This is a genomic window from Burkholderia sp. ABCPW 14 (assembly GCF_001523835.1).
Classification (GTDB): domain Bacteria; phylum Pseudomonadota; class Gammaproteobacteria; order Burkholderiales; family Burkholderiaceae; genus Burkholderia; species Burkholderia mayonis.
In genome coordinates this window covers 1-25,786 of sequence record NZ_LOVS01000017.1, presented here as the reverse complement: position 1 = coordinate 25,786, position 25,786 = coordinate 1, and the positions used below count along the sequence as shown (strand labels likewise).

At 66.9% G+C, this 25,786-nt stretch carries 22 protein-coding genes and 1 pseudogene; 4 read left to right on the top strand and 19 right to left on the bottom strand.

The genetic code is table 11. The features are described from left to right. The first annotated feature begins 296 nt into the window (after positions 1-296). On the top strand, positions 297-710 hold the full coding sequence (locus tag WS62_RS03180; RefSeq protein ID WP_156440845.1) for an acyl-CoA thioesterase: 414 nt from the start codon (positions 297-299) through the stop codon (positions 708-710). A gap of 53 nt (positions 711-763) precedes the next feature. Here the strand turns inward: WS62_RS03180 and WS62_RS03175 are convergent, their stop codons facing one another. Beyond that, positions 764-1,243, bottom strand: coding sequence for a nitrate reductase associated protein (locus tag WS62_RS03175; RefSeq protein WP_059469111.1), 480 nt, complete (start codon positions 1,241-1,243; stop codon positions 764-766). A gap of 134 nt (positions 1,244-1,377) precedes the next feature. Between WS62_RS03175 and fdhD the strand changes: the two genes are divergently transcribed. Continuing rightward, positions 1,378-2,202, top strand: a complete 825-nt coding sequence (gene fdhD, locus WS62_RS03170; RefSeq protein ID WP_066495108.1) for a formate dehydrogenase accessory sulfurtransferase FdhD — start codon at positions 1,378-1,380, stop codon at positions 2,200-2,202. Between the two features lie 78 nt (positions 2,203-2,280). Here fdhD and WS62_RS03165 read toward each other — a convergent pair whose 3' ends face one another. From WS62_RS03165 to WS62_RS03080, 18 genes are all read right to left on the bottom strand, one after another. Then, positions 2,281-3,045, bottom strand: a complete 765-nt coding sequence (locus WS62_RS03165) for an enoyl-CoA hydratase (protein ID WP_066567595.1) — start codon at positions 3,043-3,045, stop codon at positions 2,281-2,283. A gap of 95 nt (positions 3,046-3,140) precedes the next feature. Continuing rightward, positions 3,141-4,340 (bottom strand): acetyl-CoA C-acyltransferase, encoded by a 1,200-nt coding sequence (locus WS62_RS03160; RefSeq protein WP_059469114.1) that lies wholly within the window; start codon positions 4,338-4,340, stop codon positions 3,141-3,143. Between the two features lie 176 nt (positions 4,341-4,516). Next, a complete protein-coding gene (locus WS62_RS03155) occupies positions 4,517-6,952 on the bottom strand; it encodes a 3-hydroxyacyl-CoA dehydrogenase/enoyl-CoA hydratase family protein (RefSeq protein WP_066567593.1) in 2,436 nt (811 codons plus the stop codon). A gap of 113 nt (positions 6,953-7,065) precedes the next feature. Continuing rightward, entirely contained in the window at positions 7,066-8,853 is a 1,788-nt protein-coding gene (locus tag WS62_RS03150; RefSeq protein WP_066567592.1) for an acyl-CoA dehydrogenase C-terminal domain-containing protein, read from the bottom strand. Between the two features lie 56 nt (positions 8,854-8,909). Then, positions 8,910-9,509, bottom strand: a complete 600-nt coding sequence (locus WS62_RS03145) for a TetR/AcrR family transcriptional regulator (protein ID WP_004189774.1) — start codon at positions 9,507-9,509, stop codon at positions 8,910-8,912. Positions 9,510-9,697: 188 nt separating this feature from the next. After that, on the bottom strand, positions 9,698-10,972 hold the full coding sequence (clsB, locus tag WS62_RS03140; protein WP_066567591.1) for a cardiolipin synthase ClsB: 1,275 nt from the start codon (positions 10,970-10,972) through the stop codon (positions 9,698-9,700). Then, the gene (gene nudB / locus WS62_RS03135; protein WP_066567589.1) at positions 10,969-11,445 is read right to left on the bottom strand and encodes a dihydroneopterin triphosphate diphosphatase; all 477 of its coding nucleotides are present in this window, start codon (positions 11,443-11,445) and stop codon (positions 10,969-10,971) included. The genes clsB and nudB overlap by 4 nt, the downstream gene beginning before the upstream one ends. Positions 11,446-11,669: 224 nt before the next feature. Next, on the bottom strand, positions 11,670-13,472 hold the full coding sequence (gene aspS / locus WS62_RS03130; RefSeq protein ID WP_066567584.1) for an aspartate--tRNA ligase: 1,803 nt from the start codon (positions 13,470-13,472) through the stop codon (positions 11,670-11,672). A 56-nt stretch (positions 13,473-13,528) separates the two neighbouring features. Then, the gene (locus WS62_RS03125) at positions 13,529-14,179 is read right to left on the bottom strand and encodes a DUF502 domain-containing protein (protein WP_066495131.1); all 651 of its coding nucleotides are present in this window, start codon (positions 14,177-14,179) and stop codon (positions 13,529-13,531) included. Between the two features lie 67 nt (positions 14,180-14,246). Further along, positions 14,247-14,579, bottom strand: a complete 333-nt coding sequence (locus WS62_RS03120) for an FmdB family zinc ribbon protein (protein WP_066567581.1) — start codon at positions 14,577-14,579, stop codon at positions 14,247-14,249. A 100-nt stretch (positions 14,580-14,679) separates the two neighbouring features. Next, entirely contained in the window at positions 14,680-15,372 is a 693-nt protein-coding gene (locus WS62_RS03115; protein ID WP_066567578.1) for a methyltransferase domain-containing protein, read from the bottom strand. A gap of 69 nt (positions 15,373-15,441) precedes the next feature. After that, the gene (gene ubiB / locus WS62_RS03110; protein ID WP_066567575.1) at positions 15,442-17,019 is read right to left on the bottom strand and encodes a ubiquinone biosynthesis regulatory protein kinase UbiB; all 1,578 of its coding nucleotides are present in this window, start codon (positions 17,017-17,019) and stop codon (positions 15,442-15,444) included. A gap of 12 nt (positions 17,020-17,031) precedes the next feature. Beyond that, positions 17,032-17,679, bottom strand: coding sequence for a ubiquinone biosynthesis accessory factor UbiJ (locus WS62_RS03105; protein WP_059469123.1), 648 nt, complete (start codon positions 17,677-17,679; stop codon positions 17,032-17,034). A gap of 107 nt (positions 17,680-17,786) precedes the next feature. Then, a complete protein-coding gene (locus WS62_RS03100; RefSeq protein ID WP_066567568.1) occupies positions 17,787-18,794 on the bottom strand; it encodes a Tim44 domain-containing protein in 1,008 nt (335 codons plus the stop codon). 42 nt (positions 18,795-18,836) lie between these two features. Continuing rightward, complete coding sequence (ubiE, locus tag WS62_RS03095) at positions 18,837-19,568, bottom strand: bifunctional demethylmenaquinone methyltransferase/2-methoxy-6-polyprenyl-1,4-benzoquinol methylase UbiE (RefSeq protein WP_066567566.1); 732 nt, start codon at positions 19,566-19,568, stop codon at positions 18,837-18,839. A gap of 38 nt (positions 19,569-19,606) precedes the next feature. Continuing rightward, entirely contained in the window at positions 19,607-20,020 is a 414-nt protein-coding gene (locus WS62_RS03090) for a gamma-butyrobetaine hydroxylase-like domain-containing protein (protein WP_066567564.1), read from the bottom strand. Further along, the gene (locus WS62_RS03085) at positions 20,017-20,460 is read right to left on the bottom strand and encodes an HIT family protein (RefSeq protein WP_066567787.1); all 444 of its coding nucleotides are present in this window, start codon (positions 20,458-20,460) and stop codon (positions 20,017-20,019) included. Before WS62_RS03085 ends, WS62_RS03090 begins: the two co-directional genes overlap by 4 nt. A gap of 34 nt (positions 20,461-20,494) precedes the next feature. Beyond that, positions 20,495-24,514, bottom strand: coding sequence for a DUF3683 domain-containing protein (locus WS62_RS03080; RefSeq protein WP_066567556.1), 4,020 nt, complete (start codon positions 24,512-24,514; stop codon positions 20,495-20,497). Between WS62_RS03080 and WS62_RS38985 the strand changes: the two are divergent. Next, positions 24,485-24,820: pseudogene (locus WS62_RS38985) on the top strand (hypothetical protein). The gene WS62_RS03080 and the pseudogene WS62_RS38985 overlap by 30 nt on opposite strands. 250 nt (positions 24,821-25,070) lie before the next feature. Continuing rightward, on the top strand, positions 25,071-25,786 hold a 716-nt coding region (locus WS62_RS03070), incomplete at its 3' end, for a pyridoxal-phosphate dependent enzyme (RefSeq protein ID WP_156440844.1).

Here is a 25,786-nt window from a genome sequence, read left to right as displayed (position 1 = left end):
AGCCGGCGGCGCGAGTTGCGCGACGAAATACCCGACGGACCGCCGGCGCGCTCCGGTCGATGCGGCACGGCATACGTTGCGCTGCCCGCCCGGCTCGGCCCATCCGGCTTGAGCCATGCTGCTCCGCCCAAGCGGCTCGGCCTACGCAGCCCGGCCTACGCGGCCCGGCCCAAATCCACACTTTCTCGTACAATTTCAGAACTTTATATTCTCGCAGAAGCCGGTTCGCGCCGCTGCGCGCCGCCTCGCCCGCGGCGGCGCGCGAAATCGCGCAAGCCGGCCGCTTTTCTTACAAGATGGAAGCTTCAACCATGACCGATTCGTCCCTGCAACTCCCGCAAAAACCGCCCGCGCTGCGCGTCGTGCCGCAACCGTCCGACGCGAACGTCCACGGCGACGTATTCGGCGGCTGGATCATGGCGCAGGTCGACATTGCGGGCTCGATCCCGGCGTGCCGCCGCGCGAACGGCCGGGTCGCGACGGTCGCGGTCAATTCTTTCCTGTTCAAGCAGCCGGTGTTCGTCGGCGATCTGCTGAGCTTCTACGCGAGCATCGTCAAGACGGGCAATACGTCAGTGACGGTCGACGTCGAGGTCTACGCGCAGCGGATGAGCCTGATGAGCGAAATCGTCAAGGTGACCGAGGCGACCCTCACCTACGTCGCGACCGACGCCGACCGCCGCCCGCGCGCGCTGCCGCCGCTCGAATGAGCGCGGCCGCGCGCGAACGGCCGCGGCAACGAGCGCCGCGCCGCGCCGCCCGCTCAATGCGCGGAGAGGCCGAACTCGCGCATCGCGGGAATGAAGTCGTGGTTGAGCTTCGGCTTGCGCGACAGCTTCGCGAGCACGTAGCGCTGAAACGGCGTGAGCGTCGCCCACTGCGCGGCCGACGGCGCCTGCAGCCCGGCCAGCCCGCTCTGCGCGACGAGCGCATCCGGCACCGCATCGGCGCTGCGCCAGGCCGGATGCTCGTCCGGCTGGAACCAGCTCGGCTCGACGTTCGCGTGCGTACGCAGCATCTCGAACAGCGCATGATCGAAGTTCGGCTCGATCACGACGTCTTCGTCGGCCGGAAAGCGCGCGAGCAGCTTGCGATCCTCGATCGGCAGCATCTGCCATTGCTCGAGCGAGATCCGCAGCCCGAAGCGGTCGAGGTTGAAACGGACGATCATCGGAATGTAGGTCAGATCCTCCGACGATACGACTTCGAAATTGAACAGCAACGGCGCGTCGCTCAGTCCCATGTTTGCACCCACCATGACGTTTGCCGGCACATTTGGCCTGTGTGGAGTATTTTAGAACCTTCGCAGGCGACGGGCGTGCCGCCGGACGCCGCGCCCCGCTCGTCCGCCCCGTCCAATCGAAGGAGTAGTCCCCCGTGAGTCTGTCCGAAACCGTCGAACCCAGCGGCATCGTCGAGCTCGCGGTGCGCAGGCGGCGCGGCGACGCGGTCGAAGCAACCGTCGACCACGTCGGCCAGGAATGGCCCGTCGCGCTCGTGTTCAACGGCATCTCGCACGCGGTGATGATGTGCACGCCGCGCGATCTGGAAGCGTTCGCGGTCGGCTTCGCGGTGTCGGAAGGCATCGTCGAGCGCGGCAGCGACGTGAAGGACATCGAAGTCGTGCTGCACGGCGACGCGCCGCTGCCGCACGCCGAAGTGCAGCTCACGGTCGTCCAGCAGGCGTTCGCCGCGCTGAAGGAGAAACGCCGCGCGCTCGCGGGGCGCACCGGCTGCGGCGTGTGCGGCATCGAGAGCATCGATCTGCTCGATCTCGTGCCGGAACGCGTGCCGGATACCGGCTTTCTCGCACGCATCGCACCGGATGCGATTGCACGCGCGGCGCGCGATCTCCCCGCCCATCAGGTGCTCACGCGGCAGACGGGCGGGCTGCACGCGGCCGCGTGGTGCGACGCGTCGGGCGCGATCGTCCACGCGTTCGAGGACATCGGCCGCCATAACGCGCTCGACAAGCTGATCGGCACGCTCACGCTCGAACGCGCCGACATGACGAACGGCTTCGTATTCCTGTCGAGCCGCGCGAGCTACGAGCTCGTGCGCAAGTCCGCGCGCGTCGGCATTCCGATGGTCGCGACGATCTCGGCGCCGTCGTCGCTCGCGATCGAAATCGCGCGGCAAGCCGGGCTGCGGCTCGCGAGCTTCTGCCGCGAAGCGGGCTACGTCGACTACGGCCCCGCTTAGCGCGCCGCCGCATCGATGGGCGTGCGGCGGACGGCGGCACACCGCCGCAAGCCGCCGCGTTTGCGATTGCGTTCGCGTTCAGTCGAACTGCCGGAAGTCCGGCTTGCGCTTCTCGAAGAACGCAGTGATCGCCTCGCGCACTTCGGGCGAGCGCAGCATCTGGCCGAACTGGTCGCCTTCCTCCGACATCCGCGCGGCGACGTCCGCGCCGCCCCCCTTCTTGAGGAGCGCTTTCGTCGCGCGCAGCGACGATGCCGGCAGCGCGACGAGCTTCGCCGCCTGCTCCGCGGCGAACGCGTCGAGGTCCGCGGCGGGCAGCACGCGGTTCACGAGGCCGATCCGGTGCGCTTCGAGCGCGTCGAACGGCTCGCCGAGCAGGAGCTTCTCGGCCGCGACCTGATGGCCGGCAAGACGCGGCAGCAGCAGGCTCGACGCCGCCTCGGGACACAGTCCGAGCTGCACGAACGGCAGCGAGAGCTGCGCGGTGTCGGCCGCGTAGACGAGATCGCAGTGCAGCAGCATCGTCACGCCGATGCCGACCGCGACGCCGGAAACCGCCGCGACGATCGGCTTCTGCGCGTTCGCGATCTGGCGCAGGAACTGGAACACGGGCGCATTCTCGTCCTTCGGCGGCGCCTTCATGAAGTCGTCGAGATCGTTGCCCGCGCTGAAGTTGCCGTCGCTGCCGCGAATCACGATCGTGCGCACCGACTTGTCGTCCTGCGCCGCCGCGAGCGCATCGGCCATCACCTGGTACATCGCCGCGGTGATCGCGTTCTTTTTCGCGGGGCGCGCGAGCGTGATCGTCAGCACGCCGCCTGCGTTTTCGATCTGGATATCCATCTGAGCCGTCTCCATGGCTGTTTTCATTCGATAAACAAAAAAACGGTGCGCGAGCTGGTCGCCCGCGCACCGTCGTCATGCGTCGCGCGCTCCGATCAGAGCCGCTCGATGATGCCTGCCGCACCCATGCCGGTCCCGACGCACATCGTCACCATCCCGTACTTCAGGTTGCGACGACGCAGGCCGTGCACGACGGTCGCCGCGCGAATCGCGCCCGTCGCGCCGAGCGGGTGGCCGAGCGCGATCGCGCCGCCGATCGGGTTGACCTTCGACGGATCGAGGCCGAGATCGCGCATCACCGCCAGCGATTGCGCGGCGAATGCTTCGTTCAGCTCGATCCAGTCGAGATCGTCCTGCTTCAGGCCCGCCGCCTTCAGCGCGGCCGGAATCGCTTCCTTCGGGCCGATGCCCATGATCTCCGGCGGCACGCCGCGCACGGCGAAGCTGACGAAGCGCGCGAGCGGCGTCAGGTTGAACTGCTTGAGCACCTTCTCCGACACGACGAGGAGCGCGCCCGAGCCGTCCGACGTCTGCGAGCTGTTGCCCGCCGTCACCGAGCCCTTGTTCGCGAACACCGCGCGCAGCTTCGCAAGGCCTTCGATCGACGTGTCCGCACGCGGGCCTTCGTCGATCGCGATCTCGCGCGTCTTCGTCTCGATCTCGCCCGTCGCGAGATTCGGGAAGCGCTCGATGATCGTGTACGGCGCGATCTCGTCCTTGAACTCGCCCGCCTGCTGCGCGGCGAGCGCCTTCCTGTGCGACTCGACCGAGAACGCGTCCTGGTCTTCGCGGCTCACCTTCCACTGCTCGGCGACGCGCTCGGCGGTCAGGCCCATCCCGTAGGCAATGCCGACGTCTTCGTTGCGATCGAAGATGTGCGGCGACATCGACGGCTTGTTGCCCATCATCGGCACCATGCTCATCGATTCGACGCCGGCCGCGAGAAGCGCGTCCGATTCGCCGACGCGAATGCGGTCCGCCGCCATCGCGAGCGCGGTGATGCCCGACGCGCAGAAACGGTTCACCGTCACGCCGCCGACCGTGTTCGGCAGGCCGGCGAGCAGCGCGCCCATCCGCGCGACATTCAGGCCCTGCTCGGCCTCGGGGATCGCGCAGCCGACGATCGCGTCTTCGATCAGCTTCGTGTCGAATTCCGGCACCTGCGCGATCGCCGACTTGATCGCGTGGACGAGCAGCTCGTCCGGGCGCGTGTTCTTGAATGCACCGCGGGGCGCCTTGCCGATCGGCGTGCGGCTTGCGGCGACGATGTATGCGTCTTGCAACTGTTTGCTCATTTCTGGCTCCTGTCGACCGGCGTTGGCGCTTCAGCGCTGACTCCGGTCCCATGCTTTGCGGTCAACCGGAGCTGGCGCTTCAGCGCTGACTCTGGTTCCATGCCCTTGGGCGGTAGACCAGAGTTGGCGCTTCAGCGCTGACTCCGATCCCATGCAAAGTTGTCCGCTCGGCTCGATCAGTTGCGAACCGGCTTGCCGGTCTGCAACATGCCCATGATCCGTTCCTGCGTCTTCTGCGTGCCGAGCAGCTCGACGAACGCGCGACGTTCCAGCGTGAGCAGCCATTCCTCGTCGACCGTGCTGCCGGCTTCGACGTCGCCGCCGCAGACCGCCTCGGCGATCCGGCCCGCGATCAGGAAATCGTGGTCGCTGATGAAGCGGCCGTCGCGCATGTTGACGAGCTGCGCCTTGATGGTGGCGATCGCCGAGCGGCCGGCCACCGGGATTTCCTTCGCCTTCAGCGGCGCGCGGTAGCCCGCCACCGCGAGGCCGCGCGCTTCCTTCTTCGCGATGTCGAGCAGTTCGAACACGTTGAACACGATCGTGTCCGACGGCTTCACGTAGCCCATCGCACGCGCTTCGTGCGCGGACATCGACACCTTCGCCATCGCCGCGTTCTCGAACGACTTGGTCAGGAACTTGAGCAGCTCACTCGTCAGGCCCGCCGCCGTCGCCGCTTCCGCCGCGCGCAGCGCCGCTTCCTTCAGGCCGCCGCCCGCCGGCACGAGGCCGACGCCGACTTCGACGAGACCGATGTAGCTCTCGACGTGCACGACGCGCTTCGCGCTATGCAGCATCAGCTCGCAGCCGCCGCCGAGCGCCAAGCCCGACACCGCCGCGACGACCGGCACGTTCGCGTACTTGACGCGCAGCATGCCTTCCTGGAACTTCTTCACGAACGGCTCGATGCCCTTCGCGCCGCCCATCATGAACGCGGGCATCGCCTCTTCGAGGTTCGCGCCGGCGGAGAACGGGCCGCCCGGGTTGCCGAGCTTGAGCGACGTCGGCTGCCAGATCACGACGCCCTTGTAGTCCTTCTCCGCGAGCTCGATCGCCTGCACGAGGCCGTCGATCACGCCCGGGCCGATCGTGTTCATCTTCGACTTGAACGACACGATCACGACGTCGTCCTCGCCCGCACGGTCGTCGACCCATGCGCGCACCGAGTCCGTCTCGAACAGCGTCTTGCCGAACGTCTTCGGGTCTTGGCCCGCTTCGCCGAGGAGCGGCGCGCGGAACACCTGCTTGCCGTAGACGGCGAGCGTCGAGCGCGGCGCGAAGCGCTTCGTCGCGGGCGACCACGAGCCTTCGGCCGTGTGCACGCCGCCCTGCTCGGCGACGACGCCTTCGAGCACCCACGCGGGCAGCGGCACGTTCGCGAGCGCCTTGCCGGCCGCGATGTCTTCCTGCACCCACTCGGCGACCTGCTTCCAGCCCGCGGCCTGCCAGCCTTCGAACGGACCTTCGTTCCAGCCGAAGCCCCAGCGGATCGCGAGATCGACGTCGCGCGCGTTGTCGGCGATCGACTCGAGGTGGAGCGCGATGTAGTGGAACACGTCACGGAAGATCGACCACAGGAACTGCGCGTGCGGATGCTCCGTCTCGCGCAGGAGCTTCAGGCGCTCCGCGGGCGGACGCTTCAGGATGCGGCCGACAGTCTCGTCCGCCTTCGCGCCGGAATCGACGTAGGCGCCCGTCTTCGCGTCGAGCACCTTGATCGCCTTGCCTTCCTTCTTGTAGAAGCCGCCGCCCGTCTTCTGGCCGAGCGCGCCCTGCTCGACGAGCTTCGCGAGCACGGCGGGCGTCTTGTAGACCGGGAAGAACGGATCGTCGGCGAGGTTGTCCTGCATTGTCTTGATCACGTGCGCCATCGTGTCGAGGCCGACCACGTCCGCCGTGCGGAACGTCGCCGACTTCGCGCGGCCGAGGCGGCTGCCCGTCAGGTCGTCGACCTCGTCGAAGCGCAGGCCGAACTTTTCGGCTTCGGTGATCACGGCGAGGATCGAGAAGACGCCGACGCGATTCGCGATGAAGTTCGGCGTGTCCTTCGCGCGCACGACGCCCTTGCCGACGACGCTCGTCAGGAACGTCTCGAGCTGGTCGAGGATCTCGCCGCGCGTGTGCGTGGTCGGGATCAGCTCGACCAAGTGCATGTAGCGCGGCGGGTTGAAGAAGTGCACGCCGCAGAAGCGCGCCTTCAGCTCGTCGGCGAAGCCGTCGGACAGCGCCGTGATCGACAGGCCCGACGTGTTGGTCGCGAAGATCGCGTGCGAAGCGATGTGCGGCGCGACCTTCTTGTACAGGTCGTGCTTCCAGTCCATCCGCTCGGCGATCGCTTCGATCACGAGGTCGCATTCGGCGAGCTTCGCGATGTCGTCCTCGTAGTTCGCGGGTTCGAGGTACTTCGCGTCGTCCTTCACGCCGAACGGCGCGGGCGACAGCTTCTTCAGGTTCTCGATCGCCCTCAGCGCGATGCCGTTCTTCGGACCTTCCTTGGCGGGCAGATCGAACAGCAGCACCGGCACGCGCGCGTTGACGAGATGCGCGGCGATCTGCGCGCCCATCACGCCGGCGCCCAGCACGGCGACCTTGCGAATGTTGAAATTGCTCACGGGACTCCTCCGGATTGAGCCGCGCGTCGCCGTTCGTAAGGACGCGGGCGCGGCGTGTGAGTGCTAAGAATCGGTCGTTCGGGCGGCGCGTGTCGCGCCGCCCGGCGGTCACGTTAGAACAGCGCTTCGTCGACTTCCATCATCGTCTTCCCGCCGGCGCGCGCGAGACGGATCGACGACGCCGTTTCGGGCAGCAGGCGCGCGAAGTAGAAGCGCGCGGTCGCGAGCTTCGACTTGTAGAACGGATCGCCCGACGCTTCCTTGTCGAGCGCGATGCGCGCCATCTGCGCCCAGAAGTACGAGAACACCAGGTGACCGACGGTGCGCAGATACGGCACGGCCGCGGCGCCCACTTCGTCCGGGTTCTGCATCGCCTTCATGCCGATTTCCATCGTCAGCTTCTGCACCTTTTCGCCGATGTCGGCGAGCGGCGTGACGAATTCGGACATTTCGGGCTTCACGCCTTCCGCTTCGACGAACTCGGTGACGATCTTGCCGAACTTCTTCAGCTTCGCGCCCATGTCGCCCAGCACCTTGCGGCCGAGCAGGTCGAGCGCCTGAACCGAGTTGGTTCCTTCATAGATCATGTTGATCCGCGCGTCGCGCACGTACTGCTCCATGCCCCACTCGGAGATGAAGCCGTGGCCGCCGTAGATCTGCATCGCGTGGTTCGTGCACTCGAACGCGTTGTCGGTCAGGAACGCCTTGATGATCGGCGTGAGGAGCGCGACGAGATCCTCCGCTTCCTTGCGCACCGCTTCGTCGGCGTGCGACAGCGCCTTGTCGATCTGCAGCGCCGACCAGTACGTGAACGCGCGCGCGCCTTCCGCGTACGCCTTCTGCGTGAGCAGCATGCGGCGCACGTCCGGGTGGACGATGATCGGGTCGGCCGGCTTGTCCGGCGCCTTCGGGCCCGTCAGCGAGCGCATTTGCAGGCGCTCCTTCGCGTATGTGAGCGAGTTCTGGTACGCGACTTCGGTAAGGCCGAGACCTTGCATGCCGACGCCGAGACGCGCGGCGTTCATCATCACGAACATCGCGTTCAAGCCCTTGTTCGGCTCGCCGATCATCCAGCCTTTCGCGTTGTCGAGGTTCATCACGCAGGTCGCGTTGCCGTGGATGCCCATCTTGTGCTCGATCGAGCCGCACTTGACGCCGTTGCGCTCGCCCGGCTCGCCCGATGCATCGGGGATGAACTTCGGCACGATGAAGAGGGAGATGCCCTTCGTGCCCTTCGGCGCGTCCGGCAGGCGCGCGAGCACGAGGTGGACGATGTTCTTCGAGAAATCGTGTTCGCCGCTCGAGATGAAGATCTTGGTGCCGCTGATCGAGTGCGAGCCGTCGCCGTTCGGCTCGGCCTTCGTGCGCAGGATGCCGAGATCGGTGCCGCAGTGCGGCTCGGTCAGGCACATCGTGCCCGTCCATTCGCCCGCGACGAGCTTCGGCAGGTAGACCTTCTGCAGTTCTGGCGCGCCGTGCGCGTGCAGGCATTCGTATGCGCCGTGCGACAGGCCCGGATACATCGTCCACGCCTGGTTCGCCGAGTTCAGCATTTCATAGAGCGCATTGTTGACGAATGCGGGCAGCCCCTGGCCGCCGTAGTCCGGATCGCAGCCGAGCGCCGGCCAGCCGGCCTCGACGTATTGCTGATACGCTTCCTTGAAGCCCGTCGGCGTCGTCACGACGCCGTCGCCGACATACGTGCAGCCTTCACGGTCGCCGACCTGGTTGAGCGGGAAGAGCACCTCCGAGCAGAACTTGCCCGCTTCCTCGAGCACCTGGTTGATCGTGTCGGCGTCGAGATCAGCGTGCTTGGGCATCTGCTTGACCTCGGCTTCGACGTTCAGAAGCTCGTGCAACACGAATTGCATGTCGCGCAACGGCGCGGCGTACTGTCCCATGACTCTCTCCAAGATAAGGCAATCGGCTCGAGCTCCCGGCGGCGGTCGTGCCGCCGCTAACGGCTCTCGCTCTGGTACGAAACAATCGTCTTTTCAAGCGCGGCCCACGTGAGGCGCACGGCGTCCGGCTGGTGCAGGAAACGCGCGTCGTGATGCAGACCGAGCGTGAAGCTGTACAACTCGAAAAGCATCAGGTTCGGGTCCGTATCCGGACGCAGATGCCCCTCTTCCTTCGCCTGCGAAATGGCGCGCAGCAGCGCGGCACGCCACGCCTTCACGCTCGCGATCAACTGCTCGCGCACCGCGCTGTCCGGGCGGTCGTCGTATTCGACGGCGCCGCTGATGTAGATGCACCCCGTCGTCACTTCCTGGATGCGCTTCTCGATCCAGCGCGCGAGCATCGCCCGCAAGCGCGGCAGACCGCGCGGCTCGCGCAGGCTCGGAAAGAACACCTCGTTCTCGAAACGATGGTGGTACTCTCGCACGACCTCGACCTGCAAATCGTCGCGCGATCCGAAGTGCGCGAACACGCCGCTCTTGCTCATCTGCATGCGCTCGGCCAATAGGCCGATCGTCAGACCCTCGAGCCCGTCACGGCTGGCAAGGTCCAATGCTGCTTCGAGTATCGCGGCACGCGTCTGTTCGCCTTTTCGCATAGCTTTTAATAACCGTTCCAGGTGATCGAATAAAATCGAACGGCCGTACTATTATTGAGTGCGGCCGTCGGCGAAACAAGGAAATTATTAGAAATCGGTTTCTAACCGTCCCCGCTATTTTGCAGGGTCGCGCGCCCTTGGAGGAGGCCCTGTGCAGGCCGTGGCGCGCGGCGTGTGTAAGCGAATGCTTAGTCGTATCCGCCGACTGTCAGGAGCTTCATCGCCCCCCGGTACGCGGTGTACGCGAACCAGTTCAGGAACCGCTCGACGGCCGGTCGCGCCGCGTAGAGCGCGGCGTCGATCTCGCGGCCGTCCGCGAACGCGGCGGCGATCGCGTCGCGCAGCGCGGCGGTCTCGCCGCGATGCCGCACGAGCACGACGTTCGCCTCATTGTTCAGCATCAGGCTCAGCGCGTCCAGATTCGACGAGCCGACGGTCGCCCAATGATCGTCGATCACCGCGACCTTGCCGTGCAGCATCGTCTTGTCGTACTCGGCGACGCGCACCCCGGAGCGCAGCAGCGCATGATATAGGAACGGCACCGCCATATCGAGCGACGCGAACTCGTTGCGGCCGATCAGGATTCGCACGTCGACGCCACGGCGCGCCGCGCCCGCGAGCGCGCGGCGCAGCTTGCGCCCCGGCATGAAGTAAGGGTTGGCGAGCAGGATCGACTGGCGCGCGCGGCCGATCGCGGCGAGATACGCCTTCTCGATCGCACGGCGGTTCACGACGTTGTCGCGCGCGACGAACGCGACGCTCGGCTCGGTCACGACGCGCAGCGCGCCCGCCTTCACCCACCGGTGGCTGCGCATCCAGCGGCGAAAACGGGCGGCGAACGCGGGGCCGTCGACGCCGTGCGGCACGAACTCCGCGTAGCGCTTGTGGCCGGCGGCGATCCGGTGCCACTGCACCTCGAACGCGGCGCGCACGTCGGCGACGGCGGGCCCGTTCAGCTCGACCGCGAAATCCCAGCGCGGATACGGCAGGCGCTCGCCGCTCTGCTCGAAATCGTCGACGATGTTGATGCCGCCGCAGAACGCGTACGCGTCGTCGACGACCGCGAGCTTGCGGTGCGTGCGCGAAAAGCCGAAGCGACCGAACAAATAAGGGTTGTAGATCCGGTGCTCGACGCCCGCGTCCGGCCACGCGTCGAAGAGCGGCAGACGCTCGGTGCCGATCCCGTCGGTGATGACCCGCACGTGGACGCCGCGCGCGGCCGCGCGGATCAGCGCATCGGAGACCGCGCGTCCCACCGCGTCGTCGCAGAAGATGTAGGTTTCGAGCGCGACGCGCTCGCGGGCGGCGTCGATCCGCGCGATCAGCGCCGGGAAGAACGCCGCGCCGCCGTCGCAAAGCCGCACCGTGTTGCCGGACGTGAACGCGAGCCGCGACGCGGAGCCGCGCTCCTGCAGGAACATCTGCCGCAGTTGCGCGAGACGGTGCCGGGTCGTGCCGCTCATGCGGCGCGCGATGCGACGCGTTCGGGCAGTTGCAGGATCGCCTCGGCGTTCGACGGCGAGTAGCAGCGCGCGGCCGCTTCCCGGTAAGGCAGCCACAAATAGGCGGTGTGCTCGCGCGGCGACAGCGTCACGTCGACGCGCCCCGGCACTTCGAGGCCGAACCAGTGCTCGATGTTGCGCGTGACGCCGGGCGCATAGCGGTGCAGGTACTGCGGGTAGATCGTGTATTCGATCGCGTGACGCCAATCGCCGAGCGCGCTCGGCGGAATGCCGGCGCTGCCGACGACGATGCCCGTCTCTTCGGCGACTTCGCGCGCGGCGACCTGCTCGATCGGCTCGTCGAGCGCGTCCTTCGATCCCGTCACGGATTGCCAGAAGTCGGGCTGATCGGCACGCTTGATGACGAGCACGTCGAGCGCGGGCGTATGGATTACGACGAGGACGGATTCGGGGATTTTCGGCGGTTTCGTCATCGGGATATCATCGGCGCCTGTCCGCTCGACGCGGCGGACAGCGCGGCACCGTCAAAAAACCATGGGGCTGACTGTACCGCAAAAAACGAAAAGGGCGCATCGCGCGCCCCTTTCTGCGGTTGCTCCCGACTCCGGCCGGTTGCGGGCCGGAGCCATCGGCCGCGCCGATTGCCGGCCGATCCGCGACGCTCGAGGATCGGCCGCAGCCGGCGCGCGGGCGACCGTTACGCCTTCGGCTGCTCCGGCTGGCGCAAGCGGATGTGCAACTCGCGCAACTGGCGCTCGTCGACGGGGCTCGGCGCCTGCGTCAGCAGGCACTGCGCACGCTGCGTCTTCGGGAACGCGATCACGTCGCGGATCGAATCGGCGCCCGCCATCATCGTGACGATGCGATCGAGGCCAAACGCGATTCCGCCGTGCGGCGGCGCGCCGTATTGCAGCGCGTCGAGCAGGAAGCCGAACTTCGCCTGCGCCTCCTCCGGGCCGATCTTCAGCGCACGGAACACCTGGCTCTGCACGTCCTCGCGGTGGATACGCACCGAGCCGCCGCCGATTTCCCAGCCGTTCAGCACCATGTCGTATGCCTTCGCGAGGCAGCGGCCCGGATCGGTCTCGAGGTACTCGAGATGCTCGTCCTTCGGGCTCGTGAACGGGTGATGCGCGGCGACGTAGCGCGCGTCTTCGTCGTCGTATTCGAACATCGGGAAATCGACGACCCACAGCGGCTTCCAGCCCGACTCGACGAGGCCGTTCGCCTTGCCGAATTCCGAGTGGCCGATTTTCAGGCGCAGCGCGCCCAGGCTGTCGTTGACGACCTTCGCGCGGTCGGCCGCGAAGAAGATGATGTCGCCGTCTTCCGCACCCGTCCGCTCGAGGATCGCCGCGATCGACGCGTCGTGCAGGTTCTTCACGATCGGGCTTTGCAGGCCGTCGCGGCCCTTCGCCCTCTCGTTGACCTTGATCCACGCAAGGCCCTTCGCGCCGTAGATGCGCACGAACTCGGTGTAGCCGTCGATGTCGCCGCGCGTGAGCTCGGCGCCCTTCGGCACACGCAGCGCCGCGACACGGCCGTCCTTCGTGTTGGCCGGCGTGCTGAACACCTTGAAGTCGACGTCCTTCATCGCGTCGGTGAGCTCGGTGAACTCGAGCTTCACGCGCAGGTCCGGCTTGTCCGAGCCGAAGCGCGCCATCGCTTCCGAATACGGCATCACCGGGAATTTCGCGGCGAGCTCGACTTCGATCGTCGTCTTGAAGATGTGACGGATCATGTCCTCGAACAGATCGCGGATTTCCTGCTCGCCGAGGAACGACGTCTCGCAGTCGATCTGCGTGAATTCCGGCTGACGGTCGGCGCGCAGGTCTTCGTCGCGGAAGCACTTCGTGATCTGGTAGTAGCGGTCGAAGTTCGCGACCATCAGCAGTTGCTTGAACAACTGCGGCGATTGCGGCAGCGCGAAGAACTGGCCCGCGTTCACGCGCGACGGCACGAGGTAGTCGCGCGCGCCTTCCGGCGTGCTCTTCGTGAGCATCGGCGTTTCGATGTCGATGAAGCCCTGTTCGTCGAGGTACTTGCGCGCCTCGATCGCGACGCGGTAGCGCAGCCGCAGGTTGTGCTGCATCTGCGGGCGGCGCAGGTCGAGCACGCGGTGCGTCAGGCGCGTCGTCTCCGACAGGTTGTCGTCGTCGAGCTGGAACGGCGGCGTGACAGACGCGTTCAGCACGTCGAGCTCATGGCACAGCACTTCGATCTTGCCGCTCGTCAGGCCGGCGTTGATCGTGCCTTCCGGACGGCTGCGCACGAGACCCTTCACCTGGATGCAGAACTCGTTGCGCACGCCTTCGGCGGCCGCGAACATTTCGGCGCGATCCGGATCGCACACCACCTGCACGAGACCCTCGCGATCACGCAGGTCGATGAAGATCACGCCGCCGTGATCGCGGCGACGATGGACCCAGCCGCACAGCGACACCGTCTGGCCCAGCAGGTGTTCGGTCACGAGACCGCAGTATTCAGTTCGAATCGACATGATGTTTGCTTTCTTTCGTAGTGGTCAACGGGAAGAGCCGCACTCTCTCCCGGGCATTACAGCGGCGGCTCGACGGGACGGCGCGCGGGCGCGGCGACGGGCGCCTGGGGCGCGACGACGCCCATCGAGACGATGTACTTGAGCGCGGCGTCGACCGACATGTCGAGCTCGACGACCTCGCTTTTCGGCACCATCAGGAAGAAGCCGGACGTCGGATTCGGCGTCGTCGGCACGTAGACGCTCACGTGCTCTTCCTTCAGGTGATTGACCACGTCGCCGCCCGGCGTGCCGGTCAGGAACGCGATCGTATAGGAGCCGCGGCGCGGATACTCGATCAGGAGCGCCTTGCGGAACGCATTGCCGCTGCTCGACAAGAGCGTGTCCGACACCTGCTTCACGCTCGTGTAGATCGGCCCGACGACCGGAATGTGCCGCACGACCGCGTTCCACCAGGTGACGAGCTTCTGGCCGATGAAGTTCTGCGTCGCGAGCCCGACGACGAAGATGAACGCGAGCGTCAGCACCGCGCCGATCCCCGGCAGGCGGAAGCCGAGCAGCCGCTCCGGCTGCCACGATTCGGGCAAGAGGAGCAGCGTCTGATCCATCGTGCCGATGATGAGCCCGAGGACCCACAGCGTGATCGCGAGCGGGACGAGAACCAGGAGTCCCGTCAGAAACACCGATTTGAGGGTCGTCTTTTTCATCATCTGCCGTCGAAAAATCGCGCCGGTGCGTCAAGCGCGGGACGCGCCGCCGACACGGGCGGCGCAGCGATCAAGTGCTGCTCGGGGGTGCGGCGGCGGGCGCGGGTGCCGCCGGCGTGCTCGCCGAGCTGTCCGCCGCGGCGGGCCCGCTCGCCTTCTCGCCGCCCGCCTGGTCGCCGTTCGCGGCCGGCGTGCTCGCGGGCGCGCTCGCGCCGCCCGAGCCGCTGCGGAAGTCGGTCACATACCAGCCCGAGCCCTTCAACTGGAATCCGGCCGCCGTGACCTGCTTGCGAAAAGCATCCTTCCCGCATTCCGGGCACTGCGACAGCGGCGCGTCGCTCATCTTCTGAAGCACATCCTTCGCGTAACCGCACGCTTCGCATCGATAGGCGTAGATCGGCATGGTATTTTCCCGCAGAAACAATAACCGGTATAAAAAGCTTGCAAAGCTTTGAATTATAGCCGAAAGGCGGACGCCACCCCCGGTCTCCGCAGGCGGGCCGCTACGAGCGGCGCCACGCGAGCCAGCGCTCGCGCCCGGCGAACACCGGCAGCGAATCGGCAACGGGCGCGTCCTCGACGAGCTCGAAATGCGGCGAAAGAAGCGCATCGAGGTCCGCGCGCGCGATGCCGAACGGCGGGCCCTTCGGCGTCGCCCCCATGTAGAAGAAACCGGCGAGGAAGCCGCCCGGCGGCAGCAGTTCCGCCATTCGCCGCGCGTAGTCGGCGCGGCGGCCCGGCGGGATCGCGCACAGGAACGCGCGCTCGTAGATCCACTGCGGGACGAACGGCGGCGCATACGTGAAGAAGTCGGCCTGCTCGACAAGCGAGGCGTCTTCGCCCAATTCGCGGCGCGCGGCCGCGACCGCCTGCGCGGAAAAATCGATCGCGCGCACCGGCCAGCCAGCGCGTGCAAGCCAATGCGCTTCGTATGCGCTGCCGCAGCCGGGAATCAGCACCGGACACGGCGCGCGCCGCGCGGCGAACGCGGCGAACGCATCGGGCACGCGCGCGCTGTCCCATGGGATGTGACCCTGCTCGAAGCGCTCGTCCCAAAACGATGCGTCGCCCGGATCGTGCGACGCGAAATTCGCGGCAGGCGGTGCGGCCGGCGTGCCCCCGGCCGCCGCAGCCGTCGGGCTCGCGTCGCCGCCCGCCTGCGCGGCGGCATCAGGTTTCTGCGTTTCGCTCGTCATACCGTTGCCCGTCCTTCCCGCGCCGCCCGTGGACGGCGCTTGCCTGAATCCCGCGCCGGCACCGCGCGCTCAGCCGCCGTACGCGATGACGATCAGTACCCGCGCGATCACCGCGCCCGCGCCGACCGCGAGCCCGAACACGAGGAGCGCCTGCAGCAGCCGGTTGGTCCGCCTCTGCTCGATCAGGATCTGCCGGACGAGATCGTCGCTGATCGCGCGCGGCGCTTCGTGATGTGCGGTGAGCGCCTGATGAACGAGGCGCGGGAGCTGCGGCAGCGTCTTGCTCCATTGCGGCGCTTCGACCTTCAAGCGCTCGTACCAGCCGCGCAGCCCGATCTGCTCGGTCATCCAGCGCTCGAGGTACGGCTTCGCGGTCTTCCACAGGTCGAGCTCCGGATCGAGCGAGCGGCCGAGCCCCTCGACGTTCAGCATCGTTTTCTGCAGGAGCACGAGCTGCGGCTGGATTTCGACGTTGAAGCGGCGCGACGTCGAGAAGAGCCGCATCAGCACCTGGCCGAGCGAAATGTCCTTCAGCGCGCGGTCGAAGTACGGCTCGCAGACCGCGCGAATCGCGCTTTCGAGCTCCTCGACGCGCGTATCCGGCGGCACCCAGCCCGATTCGAGGTGCAGCGTCGCGACGCGGTGGTAGTCGCGCTTGAAGAACGCGAGGAAGTTCTGCGCGAGGTAGTTCTTGTCGAAATCGGACAGTGCGCCGACGATCCCGAAGTCGAGCGCGATGTAGCGCCCGAAGTGCTTCGGATTGAGGCTCACCTGGATGTTGCCCGGGTGCATGTCCGCGTGGAAGAAGCCGTCGCGGAACACCTGTGTGAAGAAGATCTCGACGCCCTCGCGCGCGAGCTTCGGAATGTCGACGCCCGCCGCGCGCAGCGTGGCGATCTGGCTGATCGGCACCCCCTCCATCCGCTCCATCACGAGCACGCTCGGCGTCGAGTAATCCCAGAACATTTCCGGCACGAGCAGCAGATCGAGCCCCGCGAAGTTGCGGCGCAGTTGGCTGCCGTTCGCCGCCTCGCGCATCAGGTCGAGCTCGTCGTGCAGGTATTTGTCGAATTCGGCGACCACCTCGCGCGGCTTCAACCGCCGGCCGTCCGCCCACAGGCGCTCGGCCCAGGTCGCGATGTCGCGCATCAGCGCGAGGTCGGAATCGATGACGGGCAGCATGTTCGGCCGCAGCACCTTGACCGCGACCGCCTTGCCCGCGTGCTCGCCCTGTTTGAGCTTCGCGAAGTGCACCTGCGCGATCGACGCGCTCGCGACCGGCTCGCGCTCGAACTCGTCGAACAGTTGATCGATGCGCGCGCCGAGCGCTTTCTCGACGAGCGCGATCGCGACGGCCGAATCGAACGGCGGCACCTGGTCCTGCAGCTTCGCGAGCTCGTTCGCGAAATCGACGGGCAGCAGATCGCGCCGCGTCGACAGCACCTGGCCGAACTTCACGAAGATCGGCCCCAGGCTTTCGAGCGCGCGGCGCAGCCGCACCGCGGGCGGATCGGCGAAGCGGCGGCCGATCGTCGTGATGCGCAGCAGGAACTTCACGCGAGGGTTTTCGATGCGCGACAGCATCACCTCGTCGAGGCCGAAGCGGATGACGGTGAAGACGATTTTGATGAAACGGAAAATGCGCATGCCTCGCGGCCCTCACTGCGCGCGTCGCGAGCTGCCGCCCGCGCGCGCGTCGATTTTTTGTTCCAGTCGTTCGATCCGCTTCTCGACGCGCGCGAGCGCGTCGCGGGCCCGGGCGAGCTCCGCGTCGAAATCGGCGAGCACGCTCTTGCGCACGACCTGCGGGTTTTCGTCGAGCCAGTATTCGGCGATCGAATCGAGCACGTTGCGGCCGGTGCGGCGCGCGTGCTCGCCCGTCGAACGCACGAAGGTCGCGATCCGGTGCGCGGCCGCGTCGCCGACGATCTTCGCGAGATCCTCCTCCGGCTCCCAGCGCAGGTGCTCGGCGAGCTTCGCGATCTGCGTCGCGAACTCCGCGTCGCCGTCGATCTTCACGTGCTTCATCACGGCCGCCTGTCCGCCCTGCAGGAACGCGGCCGCCGCGTCGAACGGGCCGCCCTTGTCGCCGCCCGACAGCGCGATCGACACGTCGAACTGACGCGCGTCGTGCGCGTCGACGGCGGCCAGGTAGCCGTCCGGCTGCACGAGCAACACGAGCGTCACGGGCGAAATTTCGAGCCGGGCGGTCTTGCCGGCATAGGGAATCAGACGGTCGCGCGCCCAGGATTCGCGGGCGAGCAGGTGATTGACGGCGGCGGCAAAAGGCTTGGCGGCAAGGGTCATCTGGCTGGCAATGAAAAGCCCGCGTAGGCAGGGCGCCTGCGCGGGCTTCTATTGTAACGTCGGTTCGGCCGCGGCCTCGCGAGGCGCGACGGGCGGCACGACTTCCGTCAGTGCGTGTTCACCTGCTGGATGCCCGCGAGGAGCCACCCCTGGCTGCCCGACTTCGACAGGTTCCACACCTCGTCGAACGGCTCGGCCGACGCGCCCTGCGCTTCGCGGATGAGGCCGTGGAAGCGCACGCTCGCGAAGTGATCGCCGCCGCGATCGTCGACAGCGAGCAGTTCGGCGTCGAGCTGCACGACATCCGTCTGGTTCGCGCCCGCGCCGCGACCGTCGAGGTCGATCTTCACTTCGGCGAACATCTCGGGCGTCGTGAACTCGCGGATGTCGGCGAGGTTGCCCTCGTCCCACGCGGCCTGCAGCCGCACGAAATAGACCTTTGCGTTGCGCAGGAACGCTTCGGTGTCGAAGCCGGCCGGCACCGCGGGCGCCGTGGCGGCCGCAGCCGTCGTCGCGGCGGCCGCGCCGCCGAACACGCGCTGCGCTTCGCCCGCGTACGTGCTGCCCGAGCCCGGGAATGCGTCATTCGACGCCGCCTGACGCGAGACGCTCGCGTCCTGACCGAAGCCGCCGCGGTTCTGCGACGGCTGGCCGCCTGCGTAGGCAGGCTGCTGCGCGCCGCGCCGGTTCATGAACTTGCGGACGAGCCAGATGCCGGCCATCGCGAGGAGCGCGATCACGATGACGTTGGCCATCATGCCGGCGAACGCGCCGCCAAGCCCCAGGTGCGACAGCAGCGCCGCAATGCCGAGGCCGGCGGCGAGACCGGCGATCGGGCCGAGCCAGCGCGAGCGGTTCGGCTGCGCGGCGGGCGTCGGCTGCTGGCGCGGCGCCTGGGCGGGCGCCGCCTGCTGCATCGGCTGCTGCGCCTGACGCTGCTGCAGCGTCTGCGACTGGCGGCCGACGCTGCGGCCGCCGCCCATGCGCTTCGCTTCGGCATCGAGCGACGCAAACGTGCCGGCGGCCAGAAGGCCGACCATCAGGAACGTGCCGATTCGCCGCGCCAACGACTTCGGCCCTCTGCTGCGGTTAAACGACGAACGCGATTCGGACATCCCGGCCTCCAAGCTGAAAGGAAATTGTATGGATGGAACCCCTTAATACTTGGTTCCCACGTGCAAAGCTACCACGCCACCTGACAAATTGTAATATTTGACGGTGTCCAACCCGGCTTGTTCCATCATCGTCTTCAGTGTGTCCTGATCCGGGTGCATCCGGATAGATTCAGCAAGATACCGGTAACTGTCGGCATCTTTCGCGAATTTGTCACCAAGCCACGGTAATACTTTGAAAGAATAAAGATCGTAGGCTTTTTTCAGCGGCTCCCAGACTTTCGAGAATTCGAGCACCATCACACGGCCGCCCGGCTTCGAGACGCGGCGCATCTCGGCAAGCGCGGCATCCTTGTGCGTCATGTTGCGCAAGCCGAACGCGACGGTGACGACGTCGAAGTAGTTGTCCGGAAACGGCAGCTTCTCCGCGTCGCAGAGCAGCGACGGCGTGACGACGCCCTTGTCGAGCAGGCGATCGCGGCCGACGCGCAGCATCGATTCGTTGATGTCGGTATGCCAGACCTCGCCAGTCGGCCCGGCGGCCTTCGCGAACGCCTTCGTCAGATCGCCCGTGCCGGCTGCGATGTCGAGCACCCTGAAGCCCGGCCGCACGTTCGCCTGCGCGATCGTGAACGCCTTCCACGCGCGGTGCATGCCCGCCGACATCAGGTCGTTCATCAGATCGTAGTTGCTCGCGACCGAGTGAAACACCCCCGCGACCTTCTTCGCTTTTTCGTTTTCCTCGACGGTCTCAAAGCCGAAGTGGGTTTTGCTCATCGCGTTGATCCTCTATCAATGGCAACCGGCGCCGTCGTTCAGTGGTGGTGGCCTCGCGGTAGCGAGTCCGCCGGCATTGGCGCGTCGCGCTCGACGCCCGCCGCCTTCAATTTGTCGAAATATTCGCGCCAGAGCGCGTCCTGCCGCGTCGCGAGTTCGTACAGCAGATCCCACGAGTAGATGCCCGTCGAATGGCCGTCCGAGAACGTCGGCTTGAGCGCGTAGTTGCCGACCGGCTCGAGCGCCGTGATCGTCACGTCGCGCTTGCCGGTTTGCAGCGTCTCCTGGCCCGGGCCGTGACCGCGCACCTCGGCGGACGGCGAACAGACGCGCATCAGCTCGAACGGCACCCGGTAGCTTTCGCCGTTCGGGTACTGCAGTTCGAGCACGCGCGACACCGCGTGCACGACGACGCCGGACGGCACGGGCGCCATCGAGGTCTGGCCGTTCATGCCCGGCCTCCGCTCACCGCCTGCTCGATTTCCTCGTGCACCGCGTTGTGCAGGAGCGTCGCCTGCGCGGCGCGCAGCCGCAGCAGCGCGTCGGACACCGACCGCTGGCGCGGCGCCCAGATAGGCTGCGGGAAATGCGCGTCGTTCGAGAAGCGCGGAATCACGTGCCAGTGGACGTGCGGCACCTGGTTGCCGAGGCTCGCGAGATTCATCTTCGTCGGCTGCATCACGCGCCGCACCGCCTTCTCGACCGCGTAGACGATCCGCATCAAATGCGCACGCTCGGCCTCGGCTAGATCGGAAAATTCGGCGACGTGCGCGTGCCAGATCACCCGGCAGAATCCCGGATAATCGGTTTCGGTCGTCGCGAGGACAACGCGCACCATGTCGTCCTTCCAGAGCAGCTCGCCGCCGTCTTCGCGGCAGAATACGCAATCCATCGTCAATTCCTTCACTGGTGGAACGTTCGTCACCTTACACCAGCACGCGCTCGATCCCGCCGTTGTTCGCGCGCGCGACGTAGTCGGCCATCCAGTTTTCGCCGAGCATGTGGCGCGCGATCTCGACGACGATGTAATCGGCTTCGATGTCCGCGTCCTCGTTATAGCGCGACAGGCCCTGCAGGCACGCCGGGCAGCTCGTCAGGATCTTCACGTCCGACGCGCCGGCGGCCGGCCCGTTCGCGCCGTTGCCCGACACCACCGGAATGTTACGCAATTTGGCGGCGCCCTTCTTGATCTCTTCCTCCTTTCGGAAGCGGACCTGGGTCGACACGTCCGGACGCGCGACGGCAAGCGTGCCCGATTCGCCGCAGCAGCGGTCGTTCTTCTCGATCTTGTAGCCGTCGTTCTGCGCGCCCATCAGGTCGTTGACGAGCTTGACGGGGTCCATCGTCTTGATCGGCGTGTGGCACGGGTCGTGATACATGTAGCGCGTGCCGGCCACGCCGTCGAGCTTCATGCCCTTCTCGAGCAGGAACTCGTGGATATCGATGATCCGGCAGCCCGGGAAGATCTTCTCGAATTCGTAGCCGGCGAGCTGGTCGTAGCAGGTGCCGCACGACACGACCACCGTCTTGATGTCGAGGTAGTTCAGCGTGTTCGCGACCCGGTGGAACAGCACGCGGTTGTCGGTGACGATCTGCTCGGCGCGGTCGTACTGGCCCGAGCCGCGCTGCGGATAGCCGCAGCACAGGTAGCCCGGCGGCAGCACCGTCTGCACGCCCGCTTCCCACAGCATCGCCTGCGTCGCGAGGCCGACCTGCGAGAACAGGCGCTCGGAGCCGCAGCCGGGGAAGTAGAACACCGCTTCCGAATCGACGGTCGTCGTGTTCGGATTGCGGATGATCGGCACGATCTTGCTGTCCTCGATGTCGAGCAGCGCGCGCGCCGTCTTCTTCGGCAGGTTGCCCGGCATCTTCTTGTTGACGAAGTGGATCACCTGCTCGACGACGGGCCGCTTGCCGGTCGTCGACGGCGGGTGCGCGGTCTGCTTCTGCGCGACCTTCTTCAGCACATCGTTCGCGAAGCGCTGCGCCTTGTAGCCCAAGCCCATCATCACCGCGCGCGTCGCGTTGATCGTCTGCGGATTCGTCGCGTTCAGGAAGAACATGCCGGCCGCGCTGCCCGGGTTGAACTTCTTCTTGCCCATCTTGCGCAGCAGGTTGCGCATGTTCATCGTCACGTCGCCGAAGTCGATCTTCACCGGGCACGGCGTCGCGCACTTGTGGCAGACCGTGCAGTGATCGGCGACGTCGTTGAACTCGTCCCAGTGCTTGATCGACACGCCTCGGCGCGTCTGCTCCTCGTACAGGAACGCTTCGACGAGCAGCGACGTCGCGAGGATCTTGTTGCGCGGGCTATACAGCAGGTTCGCGCGCGGCACGTGCGTCGCGCACACCGGCTTGCACTTGCCGCAGCGCAGGCAGTCCTTCACCGATTCGGCGATCGCGCCGATGTCGGACTGCTGCATGATGAGCGACTCGTAGCCCATGAGGCCGAAGCTCGGCGTGTACGCGTTGCGCAGGTCCGCGCCTTCGAGCAGCTTGCCCTTGTTGAAGCGGCCCTGCGGATCGACGCGCTGCTTGTACGCGCGGAATTCGGCGATCTCGTCGTCGGTCAGGAACTCGAGCTTCGTGATGCCGATGCCGTGCTCGCCGGAGATCACGCCATCGAGCGCGCGCGCGAGCTTCATGATGCGCGCGACGGCCGCGTGCGCGTCCTGCAGCATCGCGTAGTTGTCGGAGTTGACCGGGATGTTCGTGTGGACGTTGCCGTCGCCCGCGTGCATGTGCAGCGCGACGAACACGCGGCCGCGCAGCACCCGCTTGTGGATCGCCTGCGCCTCGTCGAGGATCTGCTTGAATTCGCCGCCGTTGAAGATCGCGCGCAGTTCCGCGCGGATCTCCTGCTTCCACGAGATGCGCACCGTGCGGTCCTGCGCGATGTGGAACACGGTGGCCTCCGGCTGCGCGTCGACGCGGTCCGCGAACTTCTCCGCGAGCGCCTCGTAGCCGAGCGCGACGAGATAGTGCTGCGCCTCGCGCAGCGACAGGTCGAGCTTGTCGCGCAGGAATTCCCAGCGCGCGCGAACGTGCTTGAGCAGATCGAGCGCCTGCTGCACGCGGTCTTCGAGCAGCTCGGCGCTCGGGATCTCGTTTGCGTCGTCGCTCTTGCCGAGCGGCAGGTTGCCCGCGGTGAAGAACGCCTCGAGCGCGTCGACGAGCTGCAGCTTGTTCTTGATCGACAGCTCGATGTTGATCCGCTCGATGCCGTCCGTGTATTCGCCCATCCGGTTGAGCGGGATGACGACGTCTTCGTTGATCTTGAACGCATTCGTGTGCTTCGCGATCGCCGCGGTGCGGCTGCGGTCGAGCCAGAAGCGCTTTCTCGCTTCCGCGCTCACCGCGACGAAGCCTTCGCCGCTCTTGCCGTTCGCCATCCGGACGACTTCGGACGTCGCGGCCGCGACCGCGTCCGCATCGTCGCCGACGATGTCGCCGATCAGCACCATCTTCGGGAACGCGTTGCGCTTGCTCTTCGTCGCGTAGCCGACCGCGCGCAGGTAGCGCTCGTCGAGGTGCTCGAGGCCGGCGAGAATCGCGCCGCCCTGCTTCGACGTCTCGAACAGATAGTCCTTGATCTCGACGATGCTCGGAATCGCCTCGCGCGCCTGGCCGAAGAATTCGAGGCAGACGGTGCGCGTATGCGCGGGCATCTTGTGCAGCACCCAGCGCGCGGACGTGATGAGCCCGTCGCAGCCTTCCTTCTGCACGCCCGGCAGCCCCGCGAGGAACTTGTCGGTCACGTCCTTGCCGAGGCCTTCCTTGCGGAAGCGCCGGCCTTCGATGTCGAGCGTCTCGGCGCGCAAGAGTTTCTCGCCCGGCGCGCGCGCGCCGTCGAACCACTTGAGCTCGAAGCGCGCGACCGGGATGTCGTGGATCTTGCCGAGGTTGTGCTCGACGCGCGTGACTTCGAGCCAGTTGCCTTCCGGATCGACCATCCGCCACCACGCGAGATTGTCGAGCGCGGTGCCCCACAGCACCGCCTTCTTGCCGCCCGCGTTCATCGCGACGTTGCCGCCGATGCACGATGCGTCGAGCGACGTCGGATCGACCGCGAACACGTAGCCGGCCGCCTCGGCCGCCTCGGTCACGCGGCGCGTGACGACGCCCGCGCCGGAGAAGATCGTCGGCACCTTGTGCGCGACGCCGGGCAGCTCGGTCAGCTCGACCGCGCCCAGCTGCTCGAGCTTCTCGGTGTTGATGACGGCCGAGAACGGCGTGAGCGGCACCGCGCCGCCCGTGTAGCCCGTGCCGCCGCCGCGCGGGATCACGGTCAGGCCGAGCTCGAAGCAAGCCTTCACGAGGCCCGCGATTTCCGCTTCGTTGTCGGGCGTCAGCACGACGAACGGATATTCGACGCGCCAGTCGGTCGCATCCGTCACGTGCGACACGCGCGCGAGGCCGTCGAAGCGGATGTTGTCCTTCTGCGTGCAGCGGCCGAGCACCTTCGTCGCGCGGCGGCGCAACTGCGCCATCTTCTCGAATTCCTGCGCGAACTCGTCGACCGCGCGATGCGCGGCCGCCGCGAGCATCTCGACGCGCGCGGAGCGCTCGCGGCCCGCCACGTCGCCGTGCTCAGACAGATCGGCGCGGCGGCGCTTCTCGATCTCGGACAGCCGATGGTTCAGCGCCTCGATCAGGAGCGCGCGGCGCTTCGGATTGTCGAGCAGATCGTCCTGCAGATACGGATTACGGCGCACCACCCAGATGTCGCCCAGCACTTCGTACAACATCCGCGCCGATCGGCCGGTGCGGCGCTCGGCGCGCAGTTCGTCGAGCGCGGCCCAGGCTTCGTCGCCGAGCAGCCGGATCACGATCTCGCGATCGGAGAACGAGGTGTAGTTGTAGGGAATTTCGCGCAGGCGCGGAGCGGGGTCGGCGGCGACGGCGGCTGCCGCGCCGTGCGGATCGAAAACTTGCGGTGCGTTCATGTTCGGACGATTCGGAGGCCGGCGCGCGACGAAGGAGCGCGAAACCGGCAGGCGCGTGGTGCGCGATTTTGGGGAAATCTTCTGTTACCAGGCACGTGACTGCTTTGCACGGGACCGGAGCGAGCGCTGAAGCGCGACTCCGGATCGACACGACCTGGCGGCGCTCGGTACCGTCAACACGATCGCGCGCGGCGCGCGTGCCGTTCCGCCGCCGGACATGCTGCGCGCGGCGCCGGCTTCAAAGCGACGATCCGAGACTGCCTTTGCATCTTCCGATCCTTGATTCAAAACGAAATTCTAACCTAGGTTGGACGAACGCGTTAATCGTCGGCACGGCAGTCGAATGGGCCGTCGGATCGGCTGCGGCGCCCGACTGGCGGGCGTTTGCGGCCGGCTGCGCCGCGCGGCGCGCTCGTCTTTCAGTACCCCGACGGCGATCGAATCGACTTCGATTCGCCGTCCGGACGGTCGGTAACCATTCGGTTAAGGCCGAAACGGCGAGGGTTGGCGCTATCATTGCCTTTTTCCGCCGCATCCACGCTTTTCGCGCCCTCTCATGGCTTCCCACGATTATCTGAAGAAAATCCTGACCGCCCGGGTATACGACGTCGCGCTCGAAACCGAGCTCGAACGTGCGCGCAACCTGTCCGCGCGGCTGCACAACCACGTCTATCTGAAGCGCGAGGACAACCAGCCGGTGTTCTCGTTCAAGCTGCGCGGCGCGTACAACAAGATGGCGCACATCCCGGCCGACGCGCTCGCGCGCGGCGTGATCACCGCGTCGGCGGGCAATCACGCGCAGGGCGTCGCGTTCTCGGCGGCACGGATGAACGTGAAGGCGGTGATCGTCGTGCCGGTGACGACGCCGCAGGTGAAGGTCGATGCGGTGCGCACGCACGGCGGCCCGACCGTCGAGGTGATCCAGGCGGGCGAATCGTACAGCGACGCCTATGCGCACGCGGTGAAGGTGCAGGCCGAGCGCGGCCTCACGTTCGTCCATCCGTTCGACGACCCGTACGTGATCGCGGGCCAGGGCACGGTCGCGATGGAGATCCTGCGCCAGCATCAGGGGCCGATCCACGCGATCTTCGTGCCGATCGGCGGCGGCGGGCTCGCGGCGGGCGTCGCCGCATACGTGAAGGCGGTGCGCCCCGAGATCAGGGTGATCGGCGTGCAGACCGACGATTCGTGCGCGATGAAGCGCTCGCTCGCGGCAGGCGAGCGCGTCGCGCTGCCCGAGGTCGGCCTCTTCTCCGACGGCACCGCCGTGAA